Here is a 22,197-nt window from a genome sequence, read left to right as displayed (position 1 = left end):
GGCGATCCTTAACGGCTGCTCCGCGTGGCTGTGCTTCCGTTCCCGTCGGAGAACACTTCGCTCACTTTTTGCCGGAGGTGGGCGCCTTTACGCGTGGCGACATCGTTGAGTTCCTGGGCGAACTGGACGAGGTCGGCCCTGAGCGCGGTGGCGAGGTCATCGGTGCCCGAGGCGAGCATCCGGACGGCGAGCAGCCCGGCGTTCCGCGCACCGCCGATGGACACCGTGGCGACGGGAACGCCGGCGGGCATCTGCACGATGGACAGCAGGGAATCCATGCCGTCGAGCGTCTTGAGCGGCACCGGTACACCGATCACGGGGAGCGGCGTGACGGAGGCGAGCATCCCGGGCAGGTGGGCTGCGCCGCCCGCTCCGGCAATGATGACGCGCAGTCCGCGCGCGTGCGCGGTCTGCCCGTAGCGGATCATTTCGGCGGGCATGCGGTGGGCGGATACGACGTCGGCCTCAAACGGGATGCCGAACTCGGCGAGTGCCTCGGCGGCGGCCTCCATCACGGGCCAGTCCGAGTCCGAGCCCATGACGAGGCCCACGATCGGGCCGCCGCTGGGTGGTTCGCTGCCCGCGGCTGGCATTTCGGTGCTGGCGCTCATGCGGTCTCCTCGGAAAGTCCTGATGGGGTGCCGGGCTGCGCCCGGCCGTTCCTGATGATGTTGGCCACGGTGGTGGCCCGCTCCCGGAGGGAGTCCACCTCCGCCGCGGACGTGCCGACAAGGTTGACGTGGCCGATCTTGCGTCCCGGCCGCACGGCCTTGCCGTAGCAGTGGACCTTCGCGGCCGGTTCGCTGGCGAGGGCTGCGGGGTAGGCGGAAAACAGGTCCCGGTTGTCGCCGCCCAGGAAATTCTTCATCACGACGACGGGGCCGAGGACGTCGGTGGCGCCGAGCGGGAGGTTGAGGATGGCGCGGAGGTGTTGTTCAAACTGGCTCGTGACCGAGCCGTCCTGCGTCCAGTGGCCGGTGTTGTGCGGGCGCATCGCGAGTTCATTGATCAGGAACCCGGCTCCCACGCCGGGCGTTTCGAACAGTTCAACGGCCATGACACCCGTGACGCCCAGCTCGTTGGCAATCCGGAGGGCTGCGTTCTCTGCCGCCGCGGCCACCTCGAGCGGGATGTCCAGGGCCGGGGCGATGACTTCGTCGCACACACCGTCGACCTGGATCGTGTGCACCACCGGCCAGGCCCTGGATTCACCGTCCGGGGTCCGGGCGACGAGCGCCGAGAGTTCGCGGCTGAACTCCACCTTGGCCTCGGCCAGCAGGGGGGACATCGCCTCGAACCACGCCGAGGTCCCGGCGGCGTCAGCGGCGGAATCAACAATCCGCACGCCCTTGCCGTCGTAACCGCCGCGGGGGGTCTTCAGGACCACGGGCCAGCCGGTGGCCTCGCCGAAGGCAATCAGCTCCGCCACATCGGCGACGGCGGCCCAGCGCGGGTTGGGGAGTTCCAGCCTGTCGATGGCGGCGCGCATCACCAGCTTGTCCTGGGCGTGGACCAGGGCGTCCGGGCCGGGGTGGACGTTGACGCCAGCCCGGATCAGGGCGCGCAGATGCTCGGTGGGCACATGCTCATGATCGAAGGTCAGGACGTCCAGGCCGCGGGAAAACTCGAGCAGATGGTCCAGATCGGTGTAGTCACCGACCGGGGCGTTGGCCACGGCAGAGACGGCAGAGACGTCCTCACCTTCGGCAAGGACGCGGAGCTCGAAGCCCAGGGCGGTGGCGGCCGGAGCCATCATGCGGGCCAGTTGGCCGCCGCCAACAACACCGATTACAGGAAAAGTCACACCACCCAGCCTACCGAAGACCTCGCCTTATCCCCGACTTAACCCCGAATTTGCGCCGTCGGACGGGGCCGGGACAGCGAATCCCGCCGCATCGAGTCCGCGCCCCGACCCGGTTGGGAGGGCGCCCGTGCAGCTCCCAAGGCCCCCAGTTACCACCCTGCGGGGCGAGCTCCCGGCAATCGGCGCTAAAATAGTCCCTTGGCCCAATGGCCGACAGTTCCAGCAGGCCACGGAGGGTCATGATTACTACACTTACTGAGCGCATGCGCGGGCTTGCCTCGCTTTTCTGGCGCGAAGTGGCCAAGTTCGGTGCCGTTGGAGGTGTTGCGTTCGTCATCGACAACGGACTCACGTACTACCTGATGCACGGTCCGATGACCGACAGCGAGGCCAAAGCCCGGTTTGTCGGCGCCAGCGTCGCCACCGTCTTCTCGTGGATCGCAAACCGCTTCTGGACCTTCCGCCGCCGCCGCCAGGACAACGTGGTGCGCGAGTTCGTGATGTTCATCCTCATCAACGGCATCGGCATCGGCATCTCCACCGGGTTCACCGCCCTCGCCAAGTACAGCTTCGGAATTACCGACAAGAACATGCTGTTCCTCGCGGGCGTCGTCGGCATCCTGGTAGCCACCGTGATGCGGTTCTTCGCTTACCGCTTCCTGGTGTTCAACAAGGAACTGGACGAAGAGCCGGAGTTCTCCCACGACCACGAAATCATCGAGCGGCACCTGCACACCGCGCCCGGCGTCCGGGTTCCGGAGCAGCCGGTCAAGGATCCCGAGCTGCCCGGCCCACACTCCTAGGGTCCAGGGGCTACGGCCCGCACGCACCGGCAGCCTGACCCCGACGGCCTCAGCGAAAGTGACCACCGGACAGGACATGCCCCGCGCCCGGGTTGGCCGATGGACATATTCCGGATATGCCCTGTCACCGGCGCGAAGACTGGGCATGTCCCCCCGGGCTCGAAGACTCATCGGGCGCGAAGCCTGGGCCTGACCCCCGACGAACTAACGAAAATGACGGACTAGCGAGCGTCGACGCGTTCCTCGCTGAGCAGCTTCTCCGTCACATCGACGTCGGGGTGCACCAGCACCACCGAACCGTCGGTCTTCCAGGCGCCCAGGGACCGGGCCAGGGCTACCTCGAGGCCGTCTCCGGCCGGCACCAGCAGCCGCAGGCCGGCGTCCTGCACCGTGGCGAAACCGTCCAGCAGCCCGGCGTGCGTGTGCGCTGTCCCGGCGGTGCTCAGTACGGCCGGCCGGGATGCTTCCGGATCCACGTGTGGCATGAAGACATCGCCGTGGGAGCGGACTTCGGCGGCGTAGTCGACGACGCCGCTGGGCAGCTCGCCCGGCCAGCGCATGGCCAGGGCCGGCAGCGCCACTGCCAGGACGGCGTCGAACGCCCCTTCCGCGGCGGCTGGCCCCGGATCGGCGGTGGCCACAAGGTCCGCCTCTCCGGCATCGAGCACCAGCTCCATCCCCAGTTGCCAGGCCGCGAGGGCGAGGATCAGCGACTTCCAGTGCGCGGGCAGGTCCAGGCGCAGCCGTGTACCGGGCTCGGCGTCGAGCTCGTCCTGCAGGAGGTTGCTGGTTTTCGCCACCCAGTTGTCCAGCACCCGGCCCGAGAGTTCAACGCGTTCGCCCTCCGGCCCGTACCAGGTGAGCCGCGGCGAAGTGGACTGGCCGGAACGCAGGGCTGTCATCAGATCGAATGCCGGGATGCTCATGCCCTCATCTTGCCACGGCCGTCTTGCCGGGGCGTGAGGACGTGTGATCTCCGTCATAGGCGCGCCGGAGGCTCTATTCCGGACACTCTCCAACCCGGCCGGAAGAACCCCGGGATCTCGGCAAAAACCTCCGGAAGTACTCAGCACCCTGACAACTTCGGTGCCGCCGTTCGGGGGCGGCCGAAAAATCCCGGGCGTGGCGTGCCTCCGCAACAGGTCTCAAGTTGATTATTATCTCCGCCGTGGCTTGACTCCCGGATACTTACACACGTGTAATTAGGTATCGAAGGCCAATGCGTAGAAACCGGCACACAACCGAGTGTCCAGGTGCCAGGCAAAAGGCTGCAAAATCAGAGAGGGAAACGCCAATGGGGCTAGCAGAGCGTATCCATGAAGATGCCGTCGTCGCCGGCCAGGCCACAGCGAAATACCGTTCACGCGGGGTGCCGAGTGACTGGTACGTAGATCCGGCCGATCCGGTCGCGGCCGACCGCTACAACGAACACGCGCGAGACTTACTCCAGGACCAGGCCACGGCCTTCCTGGCGGCGCACGATGAACTTCTGGCCGGCGGCCCGGACCAGGACAACGATCTTCACGACCCGCCGATGGAACTGCACGCACTCCGCGCAGGCACCACCACCGCGCAGCCGGTCTGGATCGGATTGCCGTCCCGGCAGGACTTCAACGATGAAGGCGAGCTCGGATGGCAGACGGATGCGCTGTGCGCGCAGACGGACCCGGAAGCATTCTTCCCGGAGAAGGGCGGCTCCACGCGCGACGCCAAGAAAGTCTGCGGGGCCTGCAACGTGCGGTCGCAGTGCCTCGAGTACGCCCTGTCCACCGACGAGCGCTTCGGCATCTGGGGCGGCCTCTCCGAGCGGGAGCGCCGCCGGCTTAGGAAGCGAGCAGTCTAATTCTTCAGGAAGTACGAGTCACCGCCGTCGTGGTCTCCCACGACGGCGGTGACTTTCTCCCCAGGACCCTGGCGGCGCTGGCGGGCCAGACCCGGCCGGCGGACGCTGTGATCGGCGTCGACACTGGTTCCCGCGACCACTCTGCAGCTCTCCTGGAGCAAGCGTTCGGCAAGGCCAACGTCACTCACTTCGCCCAGGCCAGAAGCGGCATGGGCGCCGCCGTGACGGCCGGGCTCGGCGCCCTCGCGCCATGGCCCGCGAAGGGCGGGACGGCACGGGACAGCGGCTCAGCCAGCCGGCCCGGTTCGGAATGGATCTGGCTGCTGCACGACGACGCCGCACCGGCACCCGAAGCCCTCGCCGAACTGCTCCACGCCGTGGAACGGGCCCCGTCCGTCACCGTGGCAGGCTGCAAGCAGCTGGACTGGCACGCCGAGCGGCGGCTGATCGACGTCGGCCTCTCCACCAGCCGCTGGGCCGAACGGTTGACCCTCATCGACGCCGACGAACTGGACCAGGGACAGTACGACGGCCGCACCGACACCTTTGCCGTCAACTCCGCCGGCATGCTCGTCCGCCGCGACGTCTGGGAGGACCTCCGGGGCTTCGACCCGGCACTTCCGGGCAGCGGCGACGACGTCGACTTCTGCTGGCGCAACCGGCTTGCCGGACACCGGGTGGTGGTGGTTCCTGCCGCCAGGATGTTCCACGTTTCGCACCGGCCCCAGGCGATGGGCAATGCGAAGGCAGCCCGGAAGGCCCAGGTCCACCTGCGGCTCAAACATTCGGCTGGCTGGAAGCTTCCGCTGCATGCGGCGGGCGCACTCCTGGGGAGCCTTTTCAAACTTGTCCTGAGCATCGCGGTCAAGGACCCCGGCCATGGTTTCTCCCAGCTGCTCGCTACTGTTGGCGGCCTGGGACGCCCCGCTGCGGTGATCCGTGGCCGGCGCAATGCCGCGCGGACCCGCCGCATCCGCCGCTCCGTCATCAAGGGGCTGCAGACACCGCGGCGTGAGGTCTGGGCCCACCGGCGCTCCCTGATGGAAGCCCTGGGCGCGGACGACGCCGGCGAGGCCCTCACCGGCCACGGACTGGCCGAGCAGCCCAGCGGAGACGCCGCGGACGACTTCGCCGCCCTCGCCACCTCCGAGCGCGGCTGGGTGGGCAACGGCGCGCTGCTCGCCGTGCTCGTCACCACGGTGGCGTCCCTGATCGGTTTGTTGAGTCTTTTCCGGGCCGCGGCCGTCGCGGGCGGCGGGCTGATTCCCGTCTCGCTCCGGCTGGGCGAGATCTGGGACCATGCTTCCGGCTGGTGGATCACGCTCGGTGCAGGGCTTCCGGGCCACGGCGACCCCTTCGGCTACGTGCTGTGGCTGCTGGGCGTGCTGGGCGCGGGAGATGCCAACGCCGCCCTGGTCTGGCTGCTCATCCTCGCCATGCCGCTGTCCGCGCTCGGGGCCTGGTTCTCGGCCGGTGCGCTGACGCAGCGCCGCCGCCTCCGCCTGGCCGCTGCGTTCGTCTGGGCCGGTGCGCCTGCCCTTCAGGTGGCACTCAACCAGGGACGCGTCGGTGCGCTGCTGGCCCACGTCATGATGCCCCTGCTCGTGCTCGCCCTGCTGCGGGCCACCGGCACCGCCGTCGGCCGCGGCGCTCATGCTGTTCCGGCCCCGGGGGAGGGGCGCACCAGGCTGCAGCCTCCCGGCAAGCTGTACCCTCCCGGCAAGCCGGGTAGTAACGGAACCCCGTCGTGGACCGCGGCGGCTGCAGCCGGGCTCGTGCTGGCCGTGGTCACCGCGGCTGCCCCGGCACTGCTGATGCCCGCCGTCGTCGTCGTGGTCCTTTGCGGTGTGCTCCTGGGCCGGCGTGGCCGCACCGTGTGGTGGGCCCTGCTTCCCAGCGCGGCCCTGTTTGTGCCGTTCGCTGTCTCCGTCATGGACCGGCCCCGGGCCGTGCTTGCCGATCCCGGCATGCCGCTGGGCTTCGACGCGGCGCCGCTCTGGCAGCAGGCGCTGGGGCAGCCGCTGCGGTTCGCAGCCGACGGCGGCCTGACCGGCCTCCCGTTCTTCGGCGGCTCCGGCGCAGCGGCGATTGTTCCGTGGGCGTTGCTGCTTGCACTTCTGATCGGACTGCCCGCGCTGCTGCTCGCCGCGGCCGCGCTCTTCCTGCCGGGCAGGCGGGCGGGCGCTGCCCGCTGGCTGTGGGCGGCGGCTGTCCTGATGCTGGCCGGGGGCTGGCTGGCGGGACACGTCGCCACCGGTGCCAGCGCGAGTGTCCTGGTCACGCCGTTCACGGGGCCCACGGTGTCCGCTGCCGCGTTCGCCATCCTCGGTGCCGCGTTGCTCGGTGCCGATGGTTTGCTGGATTCTGCCGACCGGGCAGCGACGGCCGGGCGCAGGTTCCTGATCCGCGCCACCGCCGCCACGGCCACCGTCCTCCTGCTGGCCGGACCGCTGGCGGGACTCACGGCCTGGACCGCGCAAAACCTGCTCCAGCCCCCGACGCCGAGCGCGGAGTCTGCCGGCGCACCGTCAGCTGTGGATTCCACGGCGGCCGCCGGCCCCGTTGCCGGAACGGGAAGCCTCGGCACGCCACTGCTGGTCCGGCCGGCCATGCCCCGCACCCTCCCGGCCACCGCGATCGACCGCGGCCAGGGCCCCGAACAGGCCCGGACCCTGATCATCACGGTCACCGGAAACAACGGCTACGGCGCCACCCTCATGCGCGGTGCCGGCACCACCCTGGACGCCCTGTCCACGGTCGCCGCCGCACGCCCCATCCTGGGGCAGCCGGGCAGCGAGACGGTCCGGGACGACGACGCCGTCGCCGGTTCCCTCCGCGGTGTGGTCGCCATGATCGTTGCCGGACAGGGAGTGGATCCCCGCGAGGACCTGGAGCGGCTCGGAGTCGGCTTCGTGGTCCTGCGAGCCTCCGACACCGCGGCCCAGCTGACGGCCAGCAGGATGGACGCCGTCCCGGGACTCGTCGCCGTCGGCAAGACCGATGTCGGCTGGCTCTGGCGGATCAGCCCCCTGAACCAGCCGGTCATCGAGGCCGCCGACGTAGCGCACCGCGTGCGCATCGTCGACGGCGCCGGTGCGGCCATCGGGCTGCTCCCCTCTGCGGCGGTGTCCGCCGGAGCCCCGGTGCCTGCCGGCCCGGAAGGCCGCCTCGTCGTGCTCGCCGAACGCGCTGATCCGGGCTGGAGCGCCTGGCTCGACGGACGCCGCCTCACCGCCACCACCTCGGGCTGGGCCCAGGCCTTCACCCTGCCTGCCCATGGCGGCCAGCTGAGCATCCGCTATGAGGCTCCCTGGGCCCTTTGGGCAGGACTCGCGCAGGTCGTCGTGATCGGGCTGACCGTCCTGCTCGCCATTCCCATGCCGGCGCGCCGGCCGAAAACCGGGCTCTCAAGGGACGAAGGCTCCCTGCGTAAGGAACATCAGCATGCATAAGGAAGCCAGCGACGGCGCGAAAGACTGCCCCGACGCCCCTGAACAGCAGGTAGGTGAACAGCAGGTAGATGGACAGCAGGTAGCTGAACAGCAGCCGTCGGGCAGCCCGGCCGGCCGAAGGGCAGCCGGACCGGTGCCGACACGCCTGAAACGACCGCGGCGCGGGAGCGTGGGCGGCGTCCTTTCCGCCCTCGCTCTCGTCGCCGCGGGCGGCGGGCTCGTGTCGGCGGCGTCGCTGATGCCGCAGGGACCTGGCAGCAGCAGGCAACTCGAGGCGCCCGTGGCGGCCGTCCCGGCCGGCGGCAACATCGGCGTCTGCCCGGGACCTGCCCGGCTGCTCGAAGGCACACCGGTGGGCACCGATCCGCAGTTCAGCCCGGAGTCTGCCAGCGCGAAAAGCGTGGTGAACGCCGTCGTGCTCAGCTCAACCGCGGGCGTCCTGCCCGGCAGCCGGCTCGCCTCGCTGAAGGGCGGGACCCTGGTCGAGCTCGCCAAGGCCGGAGAGCCGTCCGGGTCGGCAACCGCAGCCAAGCCCGCCGCCGGTGCGCCAGCGGCGCCGGCAGGGGTGGTGCGGGAGCACGCCGTGGACGCGGTCAGCGTCCTGAGCGCCGATGCACAGGCAAACCGCCAGGCCTCCGCCGGCGCCGTCATGAGCTTCACGGCCGACGACGGGGACCTCCGCGGTTCAGCTGCCGCCCCCTGCCAGCAGCCTGCCAACGATCTCTGGCTGGTCGGCGCGAACACCGCGCTCGGCCGGACCGCCGTACTCAACCTGAGCAACGCCTCAACCACCGCGGCCACCGTCAGCCTGGACCTTTACGGTGCAAAGGGCCTGATCCATGCGCCCGGAAGCAGAGGCCTCCTCGTGGCGCCCGGCAGCACCCGCTCCGTCATCCTGGCCGGGCTGGCCCCCGGCCAGGAACGGCTGGGCGTCCGGGTGCGCAGCGCCGGCGGCCCGGTCGCCGCCGCGATCCAGCAGAGCGTGCTGCGCGGTCTCACCCCCGGCGGCGTCGACTTCATCGTGCCGGGAACGGCACCCGCGGCCCGCCAGGTGATCTCCGGCGTCGAGGTACAGGATCCCGCCGCCCTGGCGGCCCTCACCGCGAAGCCCGGTTCCGCTGACGCCGGACCATCCCTTCAGATCGCGGTGCCCGGATCCTCCGACGCTGTGGTGGCCGTCAAGCTGTACGGGCGGGACGGGCAGAAAGCACTGCCTGGCGGGGGCGTGGTGAAGGCGAAGGCCGGAGCTGTCACCGGAGTCTCGCTGGCGGGTCTGCCGCCGGATTACTACACGATCGAAGCCAGCTCGGACGTCTCCTTCACAGCTGCCGCCCGCGTCACGAAGGGACTGGCCTCGGAGGATGCCTCCGACGTCGCATGGTCGCCCGCCTCGGCGAGGCTCGGAAGCCAGCATGTTGTTCCCGTGCCCGCCGCCGGGGACCGCTTCCTGGTATTCGGGGCGCCGGGCGGACAGGCCACGATCTCCTACACCCCAATCACCGCTGACGGAAAAATCCGGACGGCCGCGGCCGCGGAGATCGCCGGTGGAACCACGGCGTCCTTCAAGGTGCCGGCCGAGGTGGAAGGTTCGCCGATCGTCGGCTACCAGCTGTCCGCCGCGGGTGAGCCGGCCTACGGCGCGGTGCTGCTGCAGCAGGACGGCACCCAGGACATCTCAACCATCGCGGTGGCGCCGGGCGCCGTAGGCCAGGAACAGGTTCCGGTCACGCTGGGGTACTAGTGTCCTGCGCAGTTAGGTCGTCGCGGGTCAGGCCCCGGCGGTGGGGTGGCCGGGATCCGGACATGCCCCGCGCCGGGGTCGGCGGATGGGCATATGCCGGTTGTGCCCGGTCCCGGGCGCGAGGACTGGGCATGTCCTCCCGGAAAGTAGCCGACCCCGCAGCGGAGCCACCCGCACATGCCCCCGGGGATCCAGACATGCCCTCCGCCGGTGCCGGCCGATGGACATATTCCGGTTCTGTCCGGACCCGGGCGCGGCCAATGGGCATGTCCTCCCGACTCGGGAGCCGGGCACGGCCGTGTCAGTAGCGGCGGCGGTAGACCGGATCCAGGGATTCGGGGGGCACCCCGAGCATCTCGGCGGTGTGCTCCACGACGACGTCGTGGACGAGGTCCTGGAGTTCCTCCCGGCTGCCGCAGGCCTGTTCCACCACCCGCCGGAACAGGGTAATGACGGGACCTTCCTCGGCCGTAGCGGGGGTGTAGGCGCCCATCGGGGCGGGAGTGCCATCCGATACGAGCTGCTCCAAGCCCGGCGGGATCTCGTCGACGGCAAAGCGGACACCGTCCAGGGTCTTGCCCCAGATGTCATGGAGCCGCTGGGCTGAATCGAGCACGTAGTCATCAAAACGCTCGGAGCGGGTCCGGTACCCCGGCAGGGTGGGCAGCGTGAGCTCACCGCGGAGCCCCCGGCCGTGCCTGTTCCTGCGGCGCTGACTGAAGTTCTTCGGGGCAGCCGTGCGGCCGGAACCGGCCGGCGCGGACACGGCGTCTGTGGCTGCGTTGTCGGGGTCAGCCAAGCGGACCGTAAAACCCGGATCTTGGTGCGATGACTGCATATCTTGACTCTAAACCCGGCAGATGATTTACGCGACACGGACCCCGCGACCCGCCGCCGCGGCCCCTGCGGCGGCCCCCGGGGATCCGGAAGGACCGGCGGGACCCCGCGACCCGCCGACGCGACCCGCCGCCGTGGCCCTTGGGGACCCGGCGGGACTCCGGGGACCCCGCCCGGCAGGACCCGGCCGGGCGGGGGTGTTTCAATGCGGCGTTCCGGCGCCGAGGGGGAGTAGTCTGTGATCTCGTGGGTGCAATTCGTCTTTGTTCAAGGTCAGCCTGCCGCAATTCAGCGGTGGCCACTTTGACGTACGTCTATGCCGACTCCACCGCCGTTCTCGGACCCCTGGCAACCTACGCCGAACCGCATTGCTACGACCTGTGCGACCAGCACGCGGGATCCCTGACCGTCCCCCGGGGCTGGGAAGTCCTGCGGTTGGCCATGCCCGCTACGCCGGCAGGACCCGGCCCGGATGACCTCCTGGCGCTGGCCAACGCCGTCCGTGAGGCGGCGTCGCGGCCTCCGGCATCCGGGACGAACCAGGGGCAGCGGAGCGCGCACCCGGCCCTGGAAGCGCCGGCCGCAGCTGAAGGCACCCGCCGGGGGCACTTGCGCATTCTGCGCGAACCCTCGTGAGCTGCAACTGGCGGTAGGCTGGGAACTGCAAAATCCGTAAGCCACCGGCGCCTGCTGCGGCGTCCACCAGGGAGCGTTCACCATGCCGAATCTCAGTCCCGAGCTGTTGTCTGTCCTGCGATGCCCCGTGACCGGATCCGCGCTGGTCCAGGAAGGCGAGGAACTCGTCGCCACCACGGCTGACGCAACCGGCGCGAAGCCTCGTTACCGCATCGAGGACGGCATCCCGCTGCTGCTGCCGCCGGAGCTGCTCTCGGCAGCCACCTCCGCTGCGGCAGACCAGCACGACGGCGGTCCCCGCCACACTGCCGAGTAGGCCCCGCCGACCAGGCACGGCACAGCCCCATCGGGCTGCCCTTCGGCACCGAACCACTTTCTAGTCACCACTTTCTAGTCACCGACAAGCAAGGTCACCAAACGTAGGTGCCCTTGCCTCCCAGCCGGCTACAACAAAGGATTCACATGACTTTCGATTACAAGATCGCGGACATCTCTTTGGCCGAGGCGGGACGCCACCAGATCCGCCTCGCCGAGCACGAAATGCCCGGACTCATGTCCCTGCGCGAGGAATTCGGCGCCGGCCAGCCCCTCAAGGGTGCCCGTATCGCCGGATCCCTGCACATGACGGTCCAGACCGCCGTGCTGATCGAGACCCTCACCGCCCTCGGCGCCGAGGTCCGCTGGGCTTCCTGCAACATCTTCTCCACCCAGGACGAGGCCGCGGCCGCCGTCGTGGTCGGCACCGGCACGGTCGAGGACCCGCAGGGCGTCCCCGTCTTCGCCTGGAAGGGCGAGACGCTTGAGGAATACTGGTGGACCGCCCAGCAGATCCTGACCTGGCCGGGCGCGGACAGCAACCCGGACCTTGGCCCGAACATGATCCTTGACGACGGCGGCGACGCCACCATGCTCGTCCACAGGGGCGTGGCATTCGAAGCCCTCGGCGCCGTGCCGTCCGCCGGCGCGGACGAGTCGGAGGAAGGCCGAGTGTTCCTGGAGGTGCTGCGCGCCTCGCTGCAGGAGGACCCGCAGAAGTGGACCAGGATCGGCTCCCGCCTGCTGGGCGTGACCGAGGAAACCACCACCGGCGTGCACCGGCTGTACCAGCTCGCCGAGCAGGGCAAGCTGCTGTTCCCGGCGATCAATGTCAACGACTCCGTCACGAAGAGCAAGTTCGACAACAAGTACGGCATCCGGCACTCGCTGCCGGACGGCATCAACCGCGCCACCGACGTCCTCATGGGCGGCAAGGTCGCGGTCGTGTGCGGCTACGGCGACGTCGGCAAGGGCGCCGCGGAGGCATTCCGCGGCCAGGGATCGCGCGTGATCGTCACCGAAATCGACCCCATCTGCGCGCTCCAGGCGGCCATGGACGGCTACCAGGTCGCGAAGCTGGAATCCGTCCTCAGCGAGGGCCACATCTTCATCACCACGACGGGCAACAAGGACGTCATCATGGCCGAGCACATGGCGGGCATGCGGGACAAGGCCATCGTGGGTAACATCGGCCACTTCGACAACGAGATCGACATGGCCGGCCTCGCCCGGATCCCCGGCATCAAGAAGGTCGAGATCAAACCGCAGGTGCACGAGTGGGTCCTCGACGCCGATCCCGCCACGGGAGAGGGCAGCCGCTCTATCATTGTCCTCTCGGAGGGCCGGCTGCTGAACCTCGGCAACGCCACCGGACACCCGTCCTTCGTGATGAGCAACTCCTTTGCCAACCAGACCATCGCGCAGATCGAACTGTTCACGAAGCGGGACCAGCCCGAAGGTCAGCGTGAGTACGAAAAGCAGGTCTACGTCCTGCCCAAGATCCTCGACGAGAAGGTGGCCCGGCTGCACCTGGATGCCCTCGGCGTGGAACTGACCGAGCTGTCCAAGGACCAGGCCGAATATCTGGACCTCGAAGTGGCCGGCCCGTACAAGCCGGAGCACTACCGCTACTAGGAGCCGGTCCCGGCTGGAAGGGCTCCCGGCCCCGCGGTTTGGAGCCCCTTCTTTGCGACTCATTGCGGCCGGACCGTGGCGGAACGCGCGGCCGGGTTCCGCCATGAATTCGCCTATGCTGGCAGGAGAGCGTCTGGAAGGACCTGACTATTGTGATCGCCCCGAGAAGCTGGAGCACCGGCCGCAAGCTCGCCGTGCTCGGAGCGGTGTGCGCCCTGGCCGCGGGCGGCGGAGCGTTTGCGGCGGCAGGTCCGCTGGCCCATGCATCCTTCGCGTCCGAGGCCACGTCGCCGGAACGTTCGACGCCGGGACTTGCCTTCCCGGTGGTGGCGCCGGCAGAACTTGACGTCTCGCCGGCGGACGACGCCAAGCCGGTCAACCCGGCCGCGCCGGTGACCTTGAAGGTCAGCAACGGCCGGATTGAGCGGGCGGCACTCACGAGCGGTTCCGGCGACGCGGTGGAGGGAACCCTCAGCGCCGGCCGCTCCAGCTGGACCGCGTCGGAGCCGCTGAAGTTCAACACCCGCTACGCCTTTACCTTCTCCGTGGTGGACGCGGCCGGACGCAAGACCAACAACACGCGCAGCTTCTCCACGGTGTCCGCCGCCAATGAAGCCGATGCCGCCATTTACCCGCTGGACGGCATGAAGGTCGGAGTCGCACAGCCGCTGCAGATCACCTTCAGCGAACCCGTGCTGAACCGGGACGCCGTCGAGAAGGCCATCAAGATTACCTCCAGCTCGGGGCAGGCCGGGGACTTCCACTGGTTCAGCGACACGATGGTCCGGTACCGTCCCGAGGTTTTCTGGACCGCGAACAGCACCATCACCATGGACATGCAGCTGTTCGGCGTGGACCTGGGCAAGGGGCAGATCGGAAACTTCAATAAGTTGGTCACGGTCCACATCGGGGACAAGAAGCTCGCGGTCGCCGACGCCGCTGCGCACACCTTCTCGATCAGCATCAATGACCAGCCGGCCGGGTCCTGGCCCGTCACGATGGGCGATCAGCGCTTCCCCTCCGCCCGGGGATACCTGGTCCTGATGGAGAAGCACCGGTACGACCACTTCGTCGCCGCGAGCATCGGCCTGAAGCCGGGGGATCCGGCGAACTACGGGGAACTGGACGTTGAGTACGCCACCCGGCTGACTCCCAGCGGCGAGTACATCCACCAGGCCCTGGATTCCGCGCTGCCCTACATCGGTAACACGAACGTGTCGCACGGCTGCATCGGCATGACGGCGGACCGGGCCGCCTGGGTCTTCAACAACATGACCAGCGGTGACGTGGTCCAGGTGGTCAATACGGAAGGTGACTTCGCGAATTTCGACGACGGCTTCGGGGACTGGAACATCCCCTGGCCGCAGTACGCGAACTGAGGCGGGTTCCGCGGGCAGTTCCGCGGACACCAGGAGTGGAATGACGTTGGGGGACGAAACACAAACATGGACAAAACGACAAGAGCCAGGGGCCTCGGGCGCCGACGCGGAGAATCCGCAGGCCGCCTGCGGCCCGGGAGACGGAGCCGCGGAAAGCTCACCGGCAGGATCACCGGCAAGATGCTTGCCGCCGTCGCGGTCTGCGCTGCCGTCGGCGCTGGCGGGCTCGGCGTCGCCACCGCACCGCAGTGGGCCCACGCTGACATGCCGTCAGAATCATCGGCGCCGATGCGGAACGTGCCGGGCCTCGCGGCTCCCGTTGTGAAGCCCGTCGAGCTCGGTGTGATGCCGACCGACGGCGCCAAGAGCGTCAACCCAGCCGCGTCGCCCTCCGTCAAGGCGGTCAGCGGCTTCGTGAAGGACGTGGTGCTGGAACCGGCCACCGGCGGGGGCCGGGTCCCGGGCAGCACCAGTGCCGACGGCTCCACCTGGACTGCGGAAGATCCGCTGGAATTCGACACCAAATACAAGTACAGCTTCACGATCGTGGACCAGGCAGGCCGGGAGACCAAGAAAGCCCAGACCTTCAGCACGGTGGCTAAAGCCAACGAGGCCGATGCCGCCGTCTACCCCCTCAACGGCACCACCGTCGGTGCCGGACAGCCCGTCGAGATTGTCTTCAGCGAACCGGTCCTGAACAAGGAGGCGATGGAGAAGGCGGTCTCCGTTACCGCCTCCTCCGGCCAGGCCGTCGCCTGGCGCTGGTACTCGGACCGGCGCGTCCGGATCCGGCCCGAGGCGTTCTGGGCCGCCAACAGCCAGATCACGGTGGACCTGAAGCTCTTCGGCGTGGATTTCGGCAACAAAATGATCGGCAATTCGGACATGCTGGTGCAGTTCAAGGTGGGGCCGCAGCGCCTGGCCGTCGTGGATGACGCCACCAAGACGATGAAGGTCTACTTCGACGGGCAGCTGGTCAGGACCGCGCCGGTGACGCTCGGCGACGCGGACTGGCTGTCGCCGACGGGCTTCGCCGTCATCATGGAGCAGGAACGCAACTCGAAATTCAATGCCGGCAGCATCGGCCTGAAGCCGGGCGACAAAGGCTACTACCCGCCGCTGACGGTGGAATATGCCAACCGGCTGACCAGTTCGGGTGTCTACGTCCACCAGGCCCTCGCCTCGGCGTGGGGCGCCGTCGGAAGATTCAACGTCTCGCACGGCTGCGTCGGCCTCCTCCCGGCAGACGCCGCGTGGTTCTTCAACAACATGACGAGCGGAGACGTGGTCCAGACCCTCAATACCGGCGCGCCTCCTGTCGAACCGCTGGAAGGCTTCGGCGACTGGAATATCCCTTGGGCCCAGTACGCCAGGCGATGACGGCGAGCACGGCCGCTACCCGGAACTGGCCGCTGGAAATACCGTCACCCCGGGGTGGCACCTCGCCCGGCCAGAGGGTCTGGCGGTAGGCTCGGAGACAGATATGTTGCGTTGCCGGGCGCAGTCCTGGCGGCACGGAATCCTACGGAAGCGAAGCTGCAGTGACTGACACAGGTCCCACCCCTCCGAATCGACAGGATCCGCACCTGGATCCGGCCGACGACGGCGATGAACCCGCCTTCGATTGGATGAAGCCGTCACCCGCAGGCACACGGGAATCGGGCAGCGACGAGCGGTCCGCGAGGGCCGGAGCCAGCGCGATTCCTGGCAGCCGCGCCGACCGCAAGGCCGCGGAAGCGGCAGCCGGATCATCCGCCACCGGATCGTCCGACGCCGGATCATCGTCCGCCACCGCATCGTCGGCCACCGGGCAAGGTGAGCCCGCCAGCGAGCCGCTGCACACCTCCGTCCTGCAGATCCGTCCGCCTGAGGAGGACGTCGAGCGCCGCAATGCCGAACGCGAGCACGCGGCGAACACCAAGCCCGTCCTCCCGCGCGTGATGCAGGTCCTGCTGGCCATCTGCTACCCCATCATCTTGCTGGTGCTGGCCGTCCGGGCCGTGACCAGCCCCTTGTTCCTGTGGGTCGAGTACAACCGGCCCGGATTCCCGGGCGACGGTTACGGCTTCGGCACGGACGACCGCATGACCTACGGCTCGTACGCTGTGGACTACCTCAGCAACTGGGCCGGCCCGCGCTATCTCGGTGAGCTCGTCAACCGCGGCGGCGACCACCTCTTCACGGACGGCGAAACCAGCCACATGGCGGACGTCAAGCTGGTCATCCTGTCCGCTTTCGGGGCCGGCTTCCTCCTGCTCCTGCTCAGCCTCATCGCCGTGATCTACCTGCGGCGCCGCAGCAGCGGGGGAGTCCGCCGCGGACTCTTCGCCGGCTCCATCATCACCCTCGTGATCATCACCGGGCTGGGGGTGCTGGCCGTGCTCGGCTGGGAGCAGTTCTTCACCGAGTTCCACCGGGTCTTCTTTGCCAACGGCACGTGGACCTTCTCCTTGCAGGACACGCTGATCCGGCTGTTCCCGGGCCAGTTCTGGGTGGACGCCGGGATCGTGATCGGTGCCCTTGTGCTGCTCGCCTCCCTCGTCACCCTGATCCTCACCTGGCCGACGCGGAAGCGCCGCGGCCTGCTGAAGAATGATCCGGCAGCCGACGCCACGGCCGCGGACAGCGTGCCCGCCGACGGCACGGCTGCGGAGGACGCGGCTGGAGGGTCCGCCGGAAAGCAGTCCCGCTTCCAGCGCGTCAAGGCCCGGAGGGCCGGGGCCGGGGACAGTTCCGCCCAGGAGCCTGACGGCTCGGCGGCAACGGACGCCGACGCCGACACGGTGCCGGACACGGATCCGGCCCCGGCGGAAGGCCCGGCGTCGCGGGGTCACTCCAGCGCCTTATAGGGGGCATTAAGCCGCCCCGCTTCAGCCGTAAATCCAGTTCGGCCGTAAATCCGGTTCAGCCGTAAATCCGGTTGATCTGGGCCTGGAAATCCCGCACGACGGCGGCCCGCTTGAGTTTGAGGGACGGGGTCAGGTGCCCGGATTCCACGGTGAAGTCGGCGTCCAGGATGACGAAGCTGCGGATGGATTCGGCCCGGGACACGAGGGAGTTCGCCTCATCTACGGCGCCCTGGATAGCCGCCCGGACCTGTTCGTTGCCCGTGGCCTCGGCCAGCCCCAGGGCGGGAACCTTGTGCGTGGCGCACCAGTTTTCCAGGCCTTCGGGATCCAGACTGACGAGGGCCGAGACGAACGGCCTGCCGTCGCCCAGGACGACCACCTGGCCCACGAGCTGATGCGCGCGGATCTTTTCCTCGAGCGGCCCGGGGGCCACGTTCTTCCCGCCGGCGGTGACCAGCAGGTCCTTCTTGCGCCCGGTGATCGTCAGGAAGCCGTCCTCGTCAAGGGATCCGAGGTCCCCGGTGCGGAAGAATCCGTCCAGGAACGCTTCGGCGTTGGCGGCGGCGTCGGCGTGGTAGCCCTTGAAGACGCCGATGCCTTTGACCAGGATCTCGCCGTCGTCGGCGATCCGGATGGTGGTTCCGGGGACCGGGATGCCTACCGTCCCCACCTTGGTCCGGCTCGGGGTATTCGCGGTGCAGGGCGCCGTCGTTTCGGTGAGGCCGTAGCCTTCGAGGACAGGGACGCCCGCGCCCCGGAAGAAGTGTGCGTCGTGGGAGCCCAGCGGGCTGGCACCGGAGATTGTGTAGCCCAGCTGGCCGCCGAACGCCTGCCGCAGCTTCGGGTACAGCAGCCGGTCGAAGAGGGCATGCCTGGCGCGGGACGCCAGGCCGGGGCCGGGCCCCTTCCCCTGCGCAGCCGCGTCGAGGGCCTTCGAATAGTCGATCGCGGCGGCGGCGGCCGCCCCGAACAGCCGCTCCTTGCCCGCCAGCGCCGCTTTGTGCGCGGCTCCGGCATAGACCTTCTCAAAGATCCGGGGCACTACCAGCAGGAAGGTGGGCCGAAAACTGGACAGGTCCTCCAGCAGTTCCGTGGCGTTGGACGTGTGGCCCAGGGTGGTTCCGGCGCTCAGGCAGGTGACCTGGACGGCTCGGGCGAGGACGTGGGCCAGGGGCAGGAACATCAGGGTGCGGGAGCGGGGCTGCAGCAGGATTTCGGGAAGGAACAGCACAATGTTCCTGGCCACGAGGGCGAAATTGCCGTGGGTGATCTCGCAGCCCTTGGGCCGGCCCGTGGTTCCGGAGGTGTAGACCAGCGAGGCCACGTCCGCCAGTCCCGCCGTGGCCCGGTGCCGTTCGAGCTCCCCGTCGCCCACACCGGTGCCGGCAGCGGCGAGGCTGGCCAGGTTGGGGGCGCCGCCGTCGTACTCCATCCGGACCACCGGGACCAGACGGTCCCCGAGCAGCTCGGAGGAGTCCAGAACGTCCTGGACGAGGGTGACCCTGGCCTGGTTTTCGGCGAAGACGCGCCGGGCGCCCGAGTCGTGGAGTATCCACTCGACTTGGCTGGGGGAGGACGTCTCATAGATGGGGACGGTCACACCGCTGGCAAACCAGATGGCAAAGTCCACCACCGTCCACTCGTAGCGGGTACCGGACAGGACGGCTACGGTTTCCCCCGGCGCAAGGCCGCCGGCGATCAGGCCTTTCGCGAGGGCCGTGACCTGGTCCAGGAACTGCTGCGTGGAGACATCGGCCCAGCCGGCCGGTCCCTTGCGGGAGTAGAGCGCATGGACGGGATCCTTGGCATGTTGTGCCAGCAGCAGGTCCGTCACGTTGCTGTCCGGGTCCAGTTCGGCGAGCAGTCCCGTACTTGCTTCTCTCACAGCCGTCTCTCCGTCCGGGTCCGCGCAGGTGGCGGCGGACTTACCCTGTCATCCTGCCCTAGATCCAGGACGGCATCCACATCCGGAACCGCCAGTCCTGGTAGGTGATGGTCTCGGCAGCCCAGACCGGGTAGAAGAACGCGGACACGACGACGGCCGTGACCACGAACAGCGTGACGAGGTACAACCCGGAGCGGCGGCGCCAGGGCGGATCCGTCCGTTTGCCCAGGACGAGGCCCAGGCAATAGACGAGGGCCAGCACCAGGTAGGGCTCGAAGGACACGGCATAGAAGTAGAACATGGTGCGTTCGGGATACATGAACCAGGGCAGGTAGCCCGCCGCGACTCCCGCGAGGACGGCCCCGGCCCGCCAGTCGCGCCGGCCGGCCCACCAGAAGAGCAGGATGCCCAGGCAGACGGCGGCGCTCCACCAGATCAGCGGATTGCCGACCGAGAGGATAGCCATGGTGCAGCTGCCCGTCCCGCAGCCGGGGCTGCCCGGTTTGGGGGATTCGTAGAAGAACGACGTGGGCCGGCCCAGCACCAGCCAGCTCCAGGCGCTCGCTTCATAGGGATGATCCGAGCTGAGCCCCTGATGGAACTTGTACGCCTCGAGGTGGTAGTGGGCCAGGGACCTGACGGCGTTGGGCAGCCACCCCCAGTCCGCCGACGGGTTGGTCTCCGCCCAGTGCCGGAAATAGGCGTCCTGGGACCGGAACCAGCCGGTCCAGCTCGCGGCGTAGGTGAGAGCCGCGACCGGGACAACGCTCAGGAAGGCCGGGATGCCGTCCTTGAGGATGCCGCCGCTGATCCAGCCGTGGATCCCGGCGATCCGCCGCGCGCTGAGGTCCCAGAGGACAGTCATCAGTCCAAAGCCGGCAAGGAAAAACAGGCCGGACCATTTCGTCCCGACCGCCAGTCCCAGGCACACTCCTGCCGCAAGGCGCCACCAGCGGATGCCCAGCCACGGGCCGGAGACGAGCTGGCGCGGGGAGGGCCGGCCGTCGGCGGAGGCCGCGGCCTGCCTGCCGAGCCGTTCGGCGAGCCGGCGCCGGCCGTCGTCGCGGTCCATCAGCAGGGCGCCGAACGCGGCCAGGACCCAGAACATCAGGAAAATGTCCAACAATGAGGTGCGGGACATCACCAGATGGTGTCCGTCCACCGCCAGCAGCAGCCCGGCCACAGCCGCGAGGGCCAGCGAGCGGAACAGCTTCTGCGCAATCAGTGCCAGCAGGAAGATCGACAGCGTGCCGGTCAGGGCCGCTCCGAAGCGCCACCCGAAGGGGTTGTCCGGGCCAAAAAGCCACATGCCGGCAGCGATCATCCATTTGCCGACCGGCGGGTGGACCACATATTCGGGCGAGTCCAGCAGGACTCCGGGGTTGCCGGCGATGAAGGAATCGTTGGCTTTCTCCGGCCAGGCACGCTCGTAGCCGCTGATCAGGAACGAATAGCCGTCCTTGACGTAATAGGTCTCGTCGAAGACGAGGTTGCGGGGCGTGTCCAGCCGGACAAAGCGCAGGACTCCGCCGAGGGCGGCGGTGAGGATGGGGATGAGCCAGAACCACAGGCGCAGCGACGGCGGGAAGTCCCGCCAGCTGCGGACGCCGCCGATCAGGCGCTCCTTGAGAGCCTCGGGGGTGTTGGCCTCCGAGGGGCGGCTGACCCAGCGATGCCCCTCCAGGTTGCGTCCGGAAGGTGCAGCTGGGGCCGCCGGTCCGGCTGATCCGGCCTCGGCGGGCCGCGTGGGGGTCTGCGTCACGTTGCCCATGCTACCTTTCGCGGCTGTGCCCGTCGGGCCGCCCTGCCGCCCGCAGTAGGCTGGTCATGTGGACCCTCAACTCAGCACCTCCCCGAATCATCCCGACAGCGCCGGAATTCCGGCCGACCGCGCCGGGACTGGCACCGGGCAGGACTCAGCCGCGGACACCGCCCCTGGCCTCGGGCAGGACACAGCCGCGGCAGCCGCAGCGTCGCCCGGCGGTCCGGGCCGGATCGTGCTGGCGGCGACCCCGATCGGCAACGTCGGCGATGCCTCGTCCCGGCTGATCGAACTGCTCACGACGGCGGACATCGTCGCCGCCGAGGACACCCGGCGGCTGCACCGGCTGGTCCAGAACCTCGGCGTCACCGTGGGCGGGCGGGTGGTCAGCTACCACGAGCACAATGAGGCAGCCAAGACCGGCGAGCTGCTGGACCAGGTCCGGTCCGGGAAGACCCTGGTGATGGTGACCGACGCCGGGATGCCGTCTGTCTCGGACCCCGGCTTCCGCCTGGTCGAGGGAGCCGTGGCGGCCGGGCTGACGGTCACGGCCGTCCCCGGGCCCTCCGCCGTGCTGACGGCGCTGGCGCTCTCCGGGCTGCCCACCGACCGTTTCTGCTTTGAGGGGTTCCTGCCGCGCAAGGCCGGCGAACGGTCCTCCCGGCTGGCGGATCTCGATGCCGAGCGGCGCACCATGGTGTTCTTCGAAGCACCCCACCGCCTGGAGCCGATGCTCCGTGCCCTGCGCGAACGCTTCGGCGCCGACCGCCGGGCCGCCGTCTGCCGGGAACTGACAAAGACCTACGAGGAAGTCATCCGCGGCAGCCTGCGCGAACTGCTGGAATGGGCCGAGAGCAACGAGGTGCGTGGCGAAATCGCCGTCGTGGTGGGGGGCGCCCCGGAACGGGAACCCGGGAAACCGGAAGACCACGTGGCCGCGGTGAACGCGCTGATGGCGCAGGGGATCCGGCTCAAGGAAGCAGTCGCAGCGGTGGCCGAAGAGGCCAGGGTGAGCAAGCGGGAGCTCTACTCGGCGGTGCTGGCTGCGCGTTAGCCCGGCTGCCACCCCGCCGTGTGGATCCGGCCGGTCGCCCGGTCGGCTGTGTAGTTGTGCGGCTGTGCAGCTGCACAGGGCATCCGGCCGGACGTAGTGCGGACATGCGTAGACACTCCGGAGAATCCGGCAGTACCGTGGCAGTAAATCCAGCGCGGTTTCCACAGCGCTGAACCCGATCCTAGTTCACCCCGAATTGCTG

General features: G+C 69.0%; 17 protein-coding genes. 11 read left to right on the top strand and 6 right to left on the bottom strand.

Annotated features, from left to right (window positions below; all coding sequences use genetic code 11):
* Positions 1–8 precede the first annotated feature (8 nt).
* Both purE and ABIB26_RS10960 read right to left on the bottom strand, forming a co-directional pair.
* A complete protein-coding gene (purE, locus tag ABIB26_RS10965; protein ID WP_354242564.1) occupies positions 9–611 on the bottom strand; it encodes a 5-(carboxyamino)imidazole ribonucleotide mutase in 603 nt (200 codons plus the stop codon).
* Entirely contained in the window at positions 608–1,756 is a 1,149-nt protein-coding gene (locus ABIB26_RS10960; protein WP_354242871.1) for a 5-(carboxyamino)imidazole ribonucleotide synthase, read from the bottom strand. Before ABIB26_RS10960 ends, purE begins: the two co-directional genes overlap by 4 nt.
* Positions 1,757–2,043: 287 nt before the next feature.
* On the opposite strand from ABIB26_RS10960, the gene ABIB26_RS10955 reads away from it, so the two are divergent.
* On the top strand, positions 2,044–2,607 hold the full coding sequence (locus ABIB26_RS10955) for a GtrA family protein (RefSeq protein ID WP_354242561.1): 564 nt from the start codon (positions 2,044–2,046) through the stop codon (positions 2,605–2,607).
* Between the two features lie 221 nt (positions 2,608–2,828).
* Here the strand turns inward: ABIB26_RS10955 and ABIB26_RS10950 are convergent, their stop codons facing one another.
* A complete protein-coding gene (locus ABIB26_RS10950; protein ID WP_354242558.1) occupies positions 2,829–3,533 on the bottom strand; it encodes a TIGR03089 family protein in 705 nt (234 codons plus the stop codon).
* 368 nt (positions 3,534–3,901) lie between these two features.
* Between ABIB26_RS10950 and ABIB26_RS10945 the strand changes: the two genes are divergently transcribed.
* Genes ABIB26_RS10945 through ABIB26_RS10935 form a run of 3 tightly spaced genes read left to right on the top strand, consistent with a single transcriptional unit; the run spans position 3,902 to position 9,643 of the window.
* A complete protein-coding gene (locus ABIB26_RS10945) occupies positions 3,902–4,450 on the top strand; it encodes a WhiB family transcriptional regulator (RefSeq protein ID WP_354242555.1) in 549 nt (182 codons plus the stop codon).
* Positions 4,450–7,902, top strand: coding sequence for a glycosyltransferase family 2 protein (locus ABIB26_RS10940; RefSeq protein ID WP_354242868.1), 3,453 nt, complete (start codon positions 4,450–4,452; stop codon positions 7,900–7,902). The genes ABIB26_RS10945 and ABIB26_RS10940 overlap by 1 nt, the downstream gene beginning before the upstream one ends.
* Positions 7,895–9,643: a DUF5719 family protein gene (locus ABIB26_RS10935; RefSeq protein WP_354242552.1), complete on the top strand. Its 1,749-nt coding sequence runs from the start codon at positions 7,895–7,897 to the stop codon at positions 9,641–9,643. Before ABIB26_RS10940 ends, ABIB26_RS10935 begins: the two co-directional genes overlap by 8 nt.
* Before the next feature lie 301 nt (positions 9,644–9,944).
* On the opposite strand, the gene ABIB26_RS10930 is transcribed toward ABIB26_RS10935, so the two are convergent.
* Positions 9,945–10,481, bottom strand: a complete 537-nt coding sequence (locus ABIB26_RS10930) for a metallopeptidase family protein (protein ID WP_354242549.1) — start codon at positions 10,479–10,481, stop codon at positions 9,945–9,947.
* A gap of 245 nt (positions 10,482–10,726) precedes the next feature.
* Between ABIB26_RS10930 and ABIB26_RS10925 the strand changes: the two genes are divergently transcribed.
* From ABIB26_RS10925 to ABIB26_RS10900, 6 genes are all read left to right on the top strand, one after another.
* Positions 10,727–11,116 (top strand): DUF3499 domain-containing protein, encoded by a 390-nt coding sequence (locus ABIB26_RS10925; protein ID WP_354242546.1) that lies wholly within the window; start codon positions 10,727–10,729, stop codon positions 11,114–11,116.
* A gap of 82 nt (positions 11,117–11,198) precedes the next feature.
* Positions 11,199–11,432 (top strand): hypothetical protein, encoded by a 234-nt coding sequence (locus ABIB26_RS10920; RefSeq protein ID WP_354242544.1) that lies wholly within the window; start codon positions 11,199–11,201, stop codon positions 11,430–11,432.
* Positions 11,433–11,578: 146 nt separating this feature from the next.
* Positions 11,579–13,066 carry an adenosylhomocysteinase gene (gene ahcY / locus ABIB26_RS10915; RefSeq protein ID WP_354242542.1) on the top strand — a complete coding sequence of 496 codons (1,488 nt, stop codon included), beginning with the start codon at positions 11,579–11,581 and terminating at the stop codon, positions 13,064–13,066.
* Between the two features lie 155 nt (positions 13,067–13,221).
* A complete protein-coding gene (locus ABIB26_RS10910) occupies positions 13,222–14,445 on the top strand; it encodes a L,D-transpeptidase (RefSeq protein WP_502913657.1) in 1,224 nt (407 codons plus the stop codon).
* A gap of 180 nt (positions 14,446–14,625) precedes the next feature.
* Complete coding sequence (locus ABIB26_RS10905; RefSeq protein WP_354242536.1) at positions 14,626–15,825, top strand: L,D-transpeptidase; 1,200 nt, start codon at positions 14,626–14,628, stop codon at positions 15,823–15,825.
* 161 nt (positions 15,826–15,986) lie between these two features.
* The gene (locus ABIB26_RS10900; protein WP_354242533.1) at positions 15,987–17,294 is read left to right on the top strand and encodes a TIGR01906 family membrane protein; all 1,308 of its coding nucleotides are present in this window, start codon (positions 15,987–15,989) and stop codon (positions 17,292–17,294) included.
* 55 nt (positions 17,295–17,349) lie between these two features.
* On the opposite strand, the gene ABIB26_RS10895 is transcribed toward ABIB26_RS10900, so the two are convergent.
* Entirely contained in the window at positions 17,350–19,179 is a 1,830-nt protein-coding gene (locus ABIB26_RS10895) for an AMP-dependent synthetase/ligase (RefSeq protein ID WP_354242530.1), read from the bottom strand.
* Positions 19,180–19,237: 58 nt separating this feature from the next.
* Positions 19,238–20,950 carry a dolichyl-phosphate-mannose--protein mannosyltransferase gene (locus tag ABIB26_RS10890; protein ID WP_354242528.1) on the bottom strand — a complete coding sequence of 571 codons (1,713 nt, stop codon included), beginning with the start codon at positions 20,948–20,950 and terminating at the stop codon, positions 19,238–19,240.
* 223 nt (positions 20,951–21,173) lie between these two features.
* On the opposite strand from ABIB26_RS10890, the gene rsmI reads away from it, so the two are divergent.
* The gene (rsmI, locus tag ABIB26_RS10885; RefSeq protein ID WP_354242865.1) at positions 21,174–21,995 is read left to right on the top strand and encodes a 16S rRNA (cytidine(1402)-2'-O)-methyltransferase; all 822 of its coding nucleotides are present in this window, start codon (positions 21,174–21,176) and stop codon (positions 21,993–21,995) included.
* Positions 21,996–22,197: the final 202 nt, after the last annotated feature.

Origin of the sequence: Arthrobacter sp. UYEF20 (assembly GCF_040546335.1) — a bacterium.
In the GTDB taxonomy this organism is placed as follows: domain Bacteria; phylum Actinomycetota; class Actinomycetes; order Actinomycetales; family Micrococcaceae; genus Arthrobacter.
The sequence above is the reverse complement of the archived record's forward strand: the minus strand, read 5'-3'. Positions and strand labels throughout refer to the sequence as shown.

What these genes read in the sequence shown, in the direction of transcription:
- purE (WP_354242564.1), bottom strand. Translation starts at nt 611, where the DNA reads ATGAGCGCCAGCACCGAAATGCCAGCCGCGGGCAGCGAACCACCCAGC.
- ABIB26_RS10960 (WP_354242871.1), bottom strand. Translation starts at nt 1,756, where the DNA reads ATGATGGCTCCGGCCGCCACCGCCCTGGGCTTCGAGCTCCGCGTCCTT.
- ABIB26_RS10955 (WP_354242561.1), top strand. Translation starts at nt 2,044, where the DNA reads ATGATTACTACACTTACTGAGCGCATGCGCGGGCTTGCCTCGCTTTTC.
- ABIB26_RS10950 (WP_354242558.1), bottom strand. Translation starts at nt 3,533, where the DNA reads ATGAGCATCCCGGCATTCGATCTGATGACAGCCCTGCGTTCCGGCCAG.
- ABIB26_RS10945 (WP_354242555.1), top strand. Translation starts at nt 3,902, where the DNA reads ATGGGGCTAGCAGAGCGTATCCATGAAGATGCCGTCGTCGCCGGCCAG.
- ABIB26_RS10935 (WP_354242552.1), top strand. Translation starts at nt 7,895, where the DNA reads ATGCATAAGGAAGCCAGCGACGGCGCGAAAGACTGCCCCGACGCCCCT.
- ABIB26_RS10930 (WP_354242549.1), bottom strand. Translation starts at nt 10,481, where the DNA reads ATGCAGTCATCGCACCAAGATCCGGGTTTTACGGTCCGCTTGGCTGAC.
- ABIB26_RS10920 (WP_354242544.1), top strand. Translation starts at nt 11,199, where the DNA reads ATGCCGAATCTCAGTCCCGAGCTGTTGTCTGTCCTGCGATGCCCCGTG.
- ahcY (WP_354242542.1), top strand. Translation starts at nt 11,579, where the DNA reads ATGACTTTCGATTACAAGATCGCGGACATCTCTTTGGCCGAGGCGGGA.
- ABIB26_RS10905 (WP_354242536.1), top strand. Translation starts at nt 14,626, where the DNA reads ATGCTTGCCGCCGTCGCGGTCTGCGCTGCCGTCGGCGCTGGCGGGCTC.
- ABIB26_RS10890 (WP_354242528.1), bottom strand. Translation starts at nt 20,950, where the DNA reads ATGGGCAACGTGACGCAGACCCCCACGCGGCCCGCCGAGGCCGGATCA.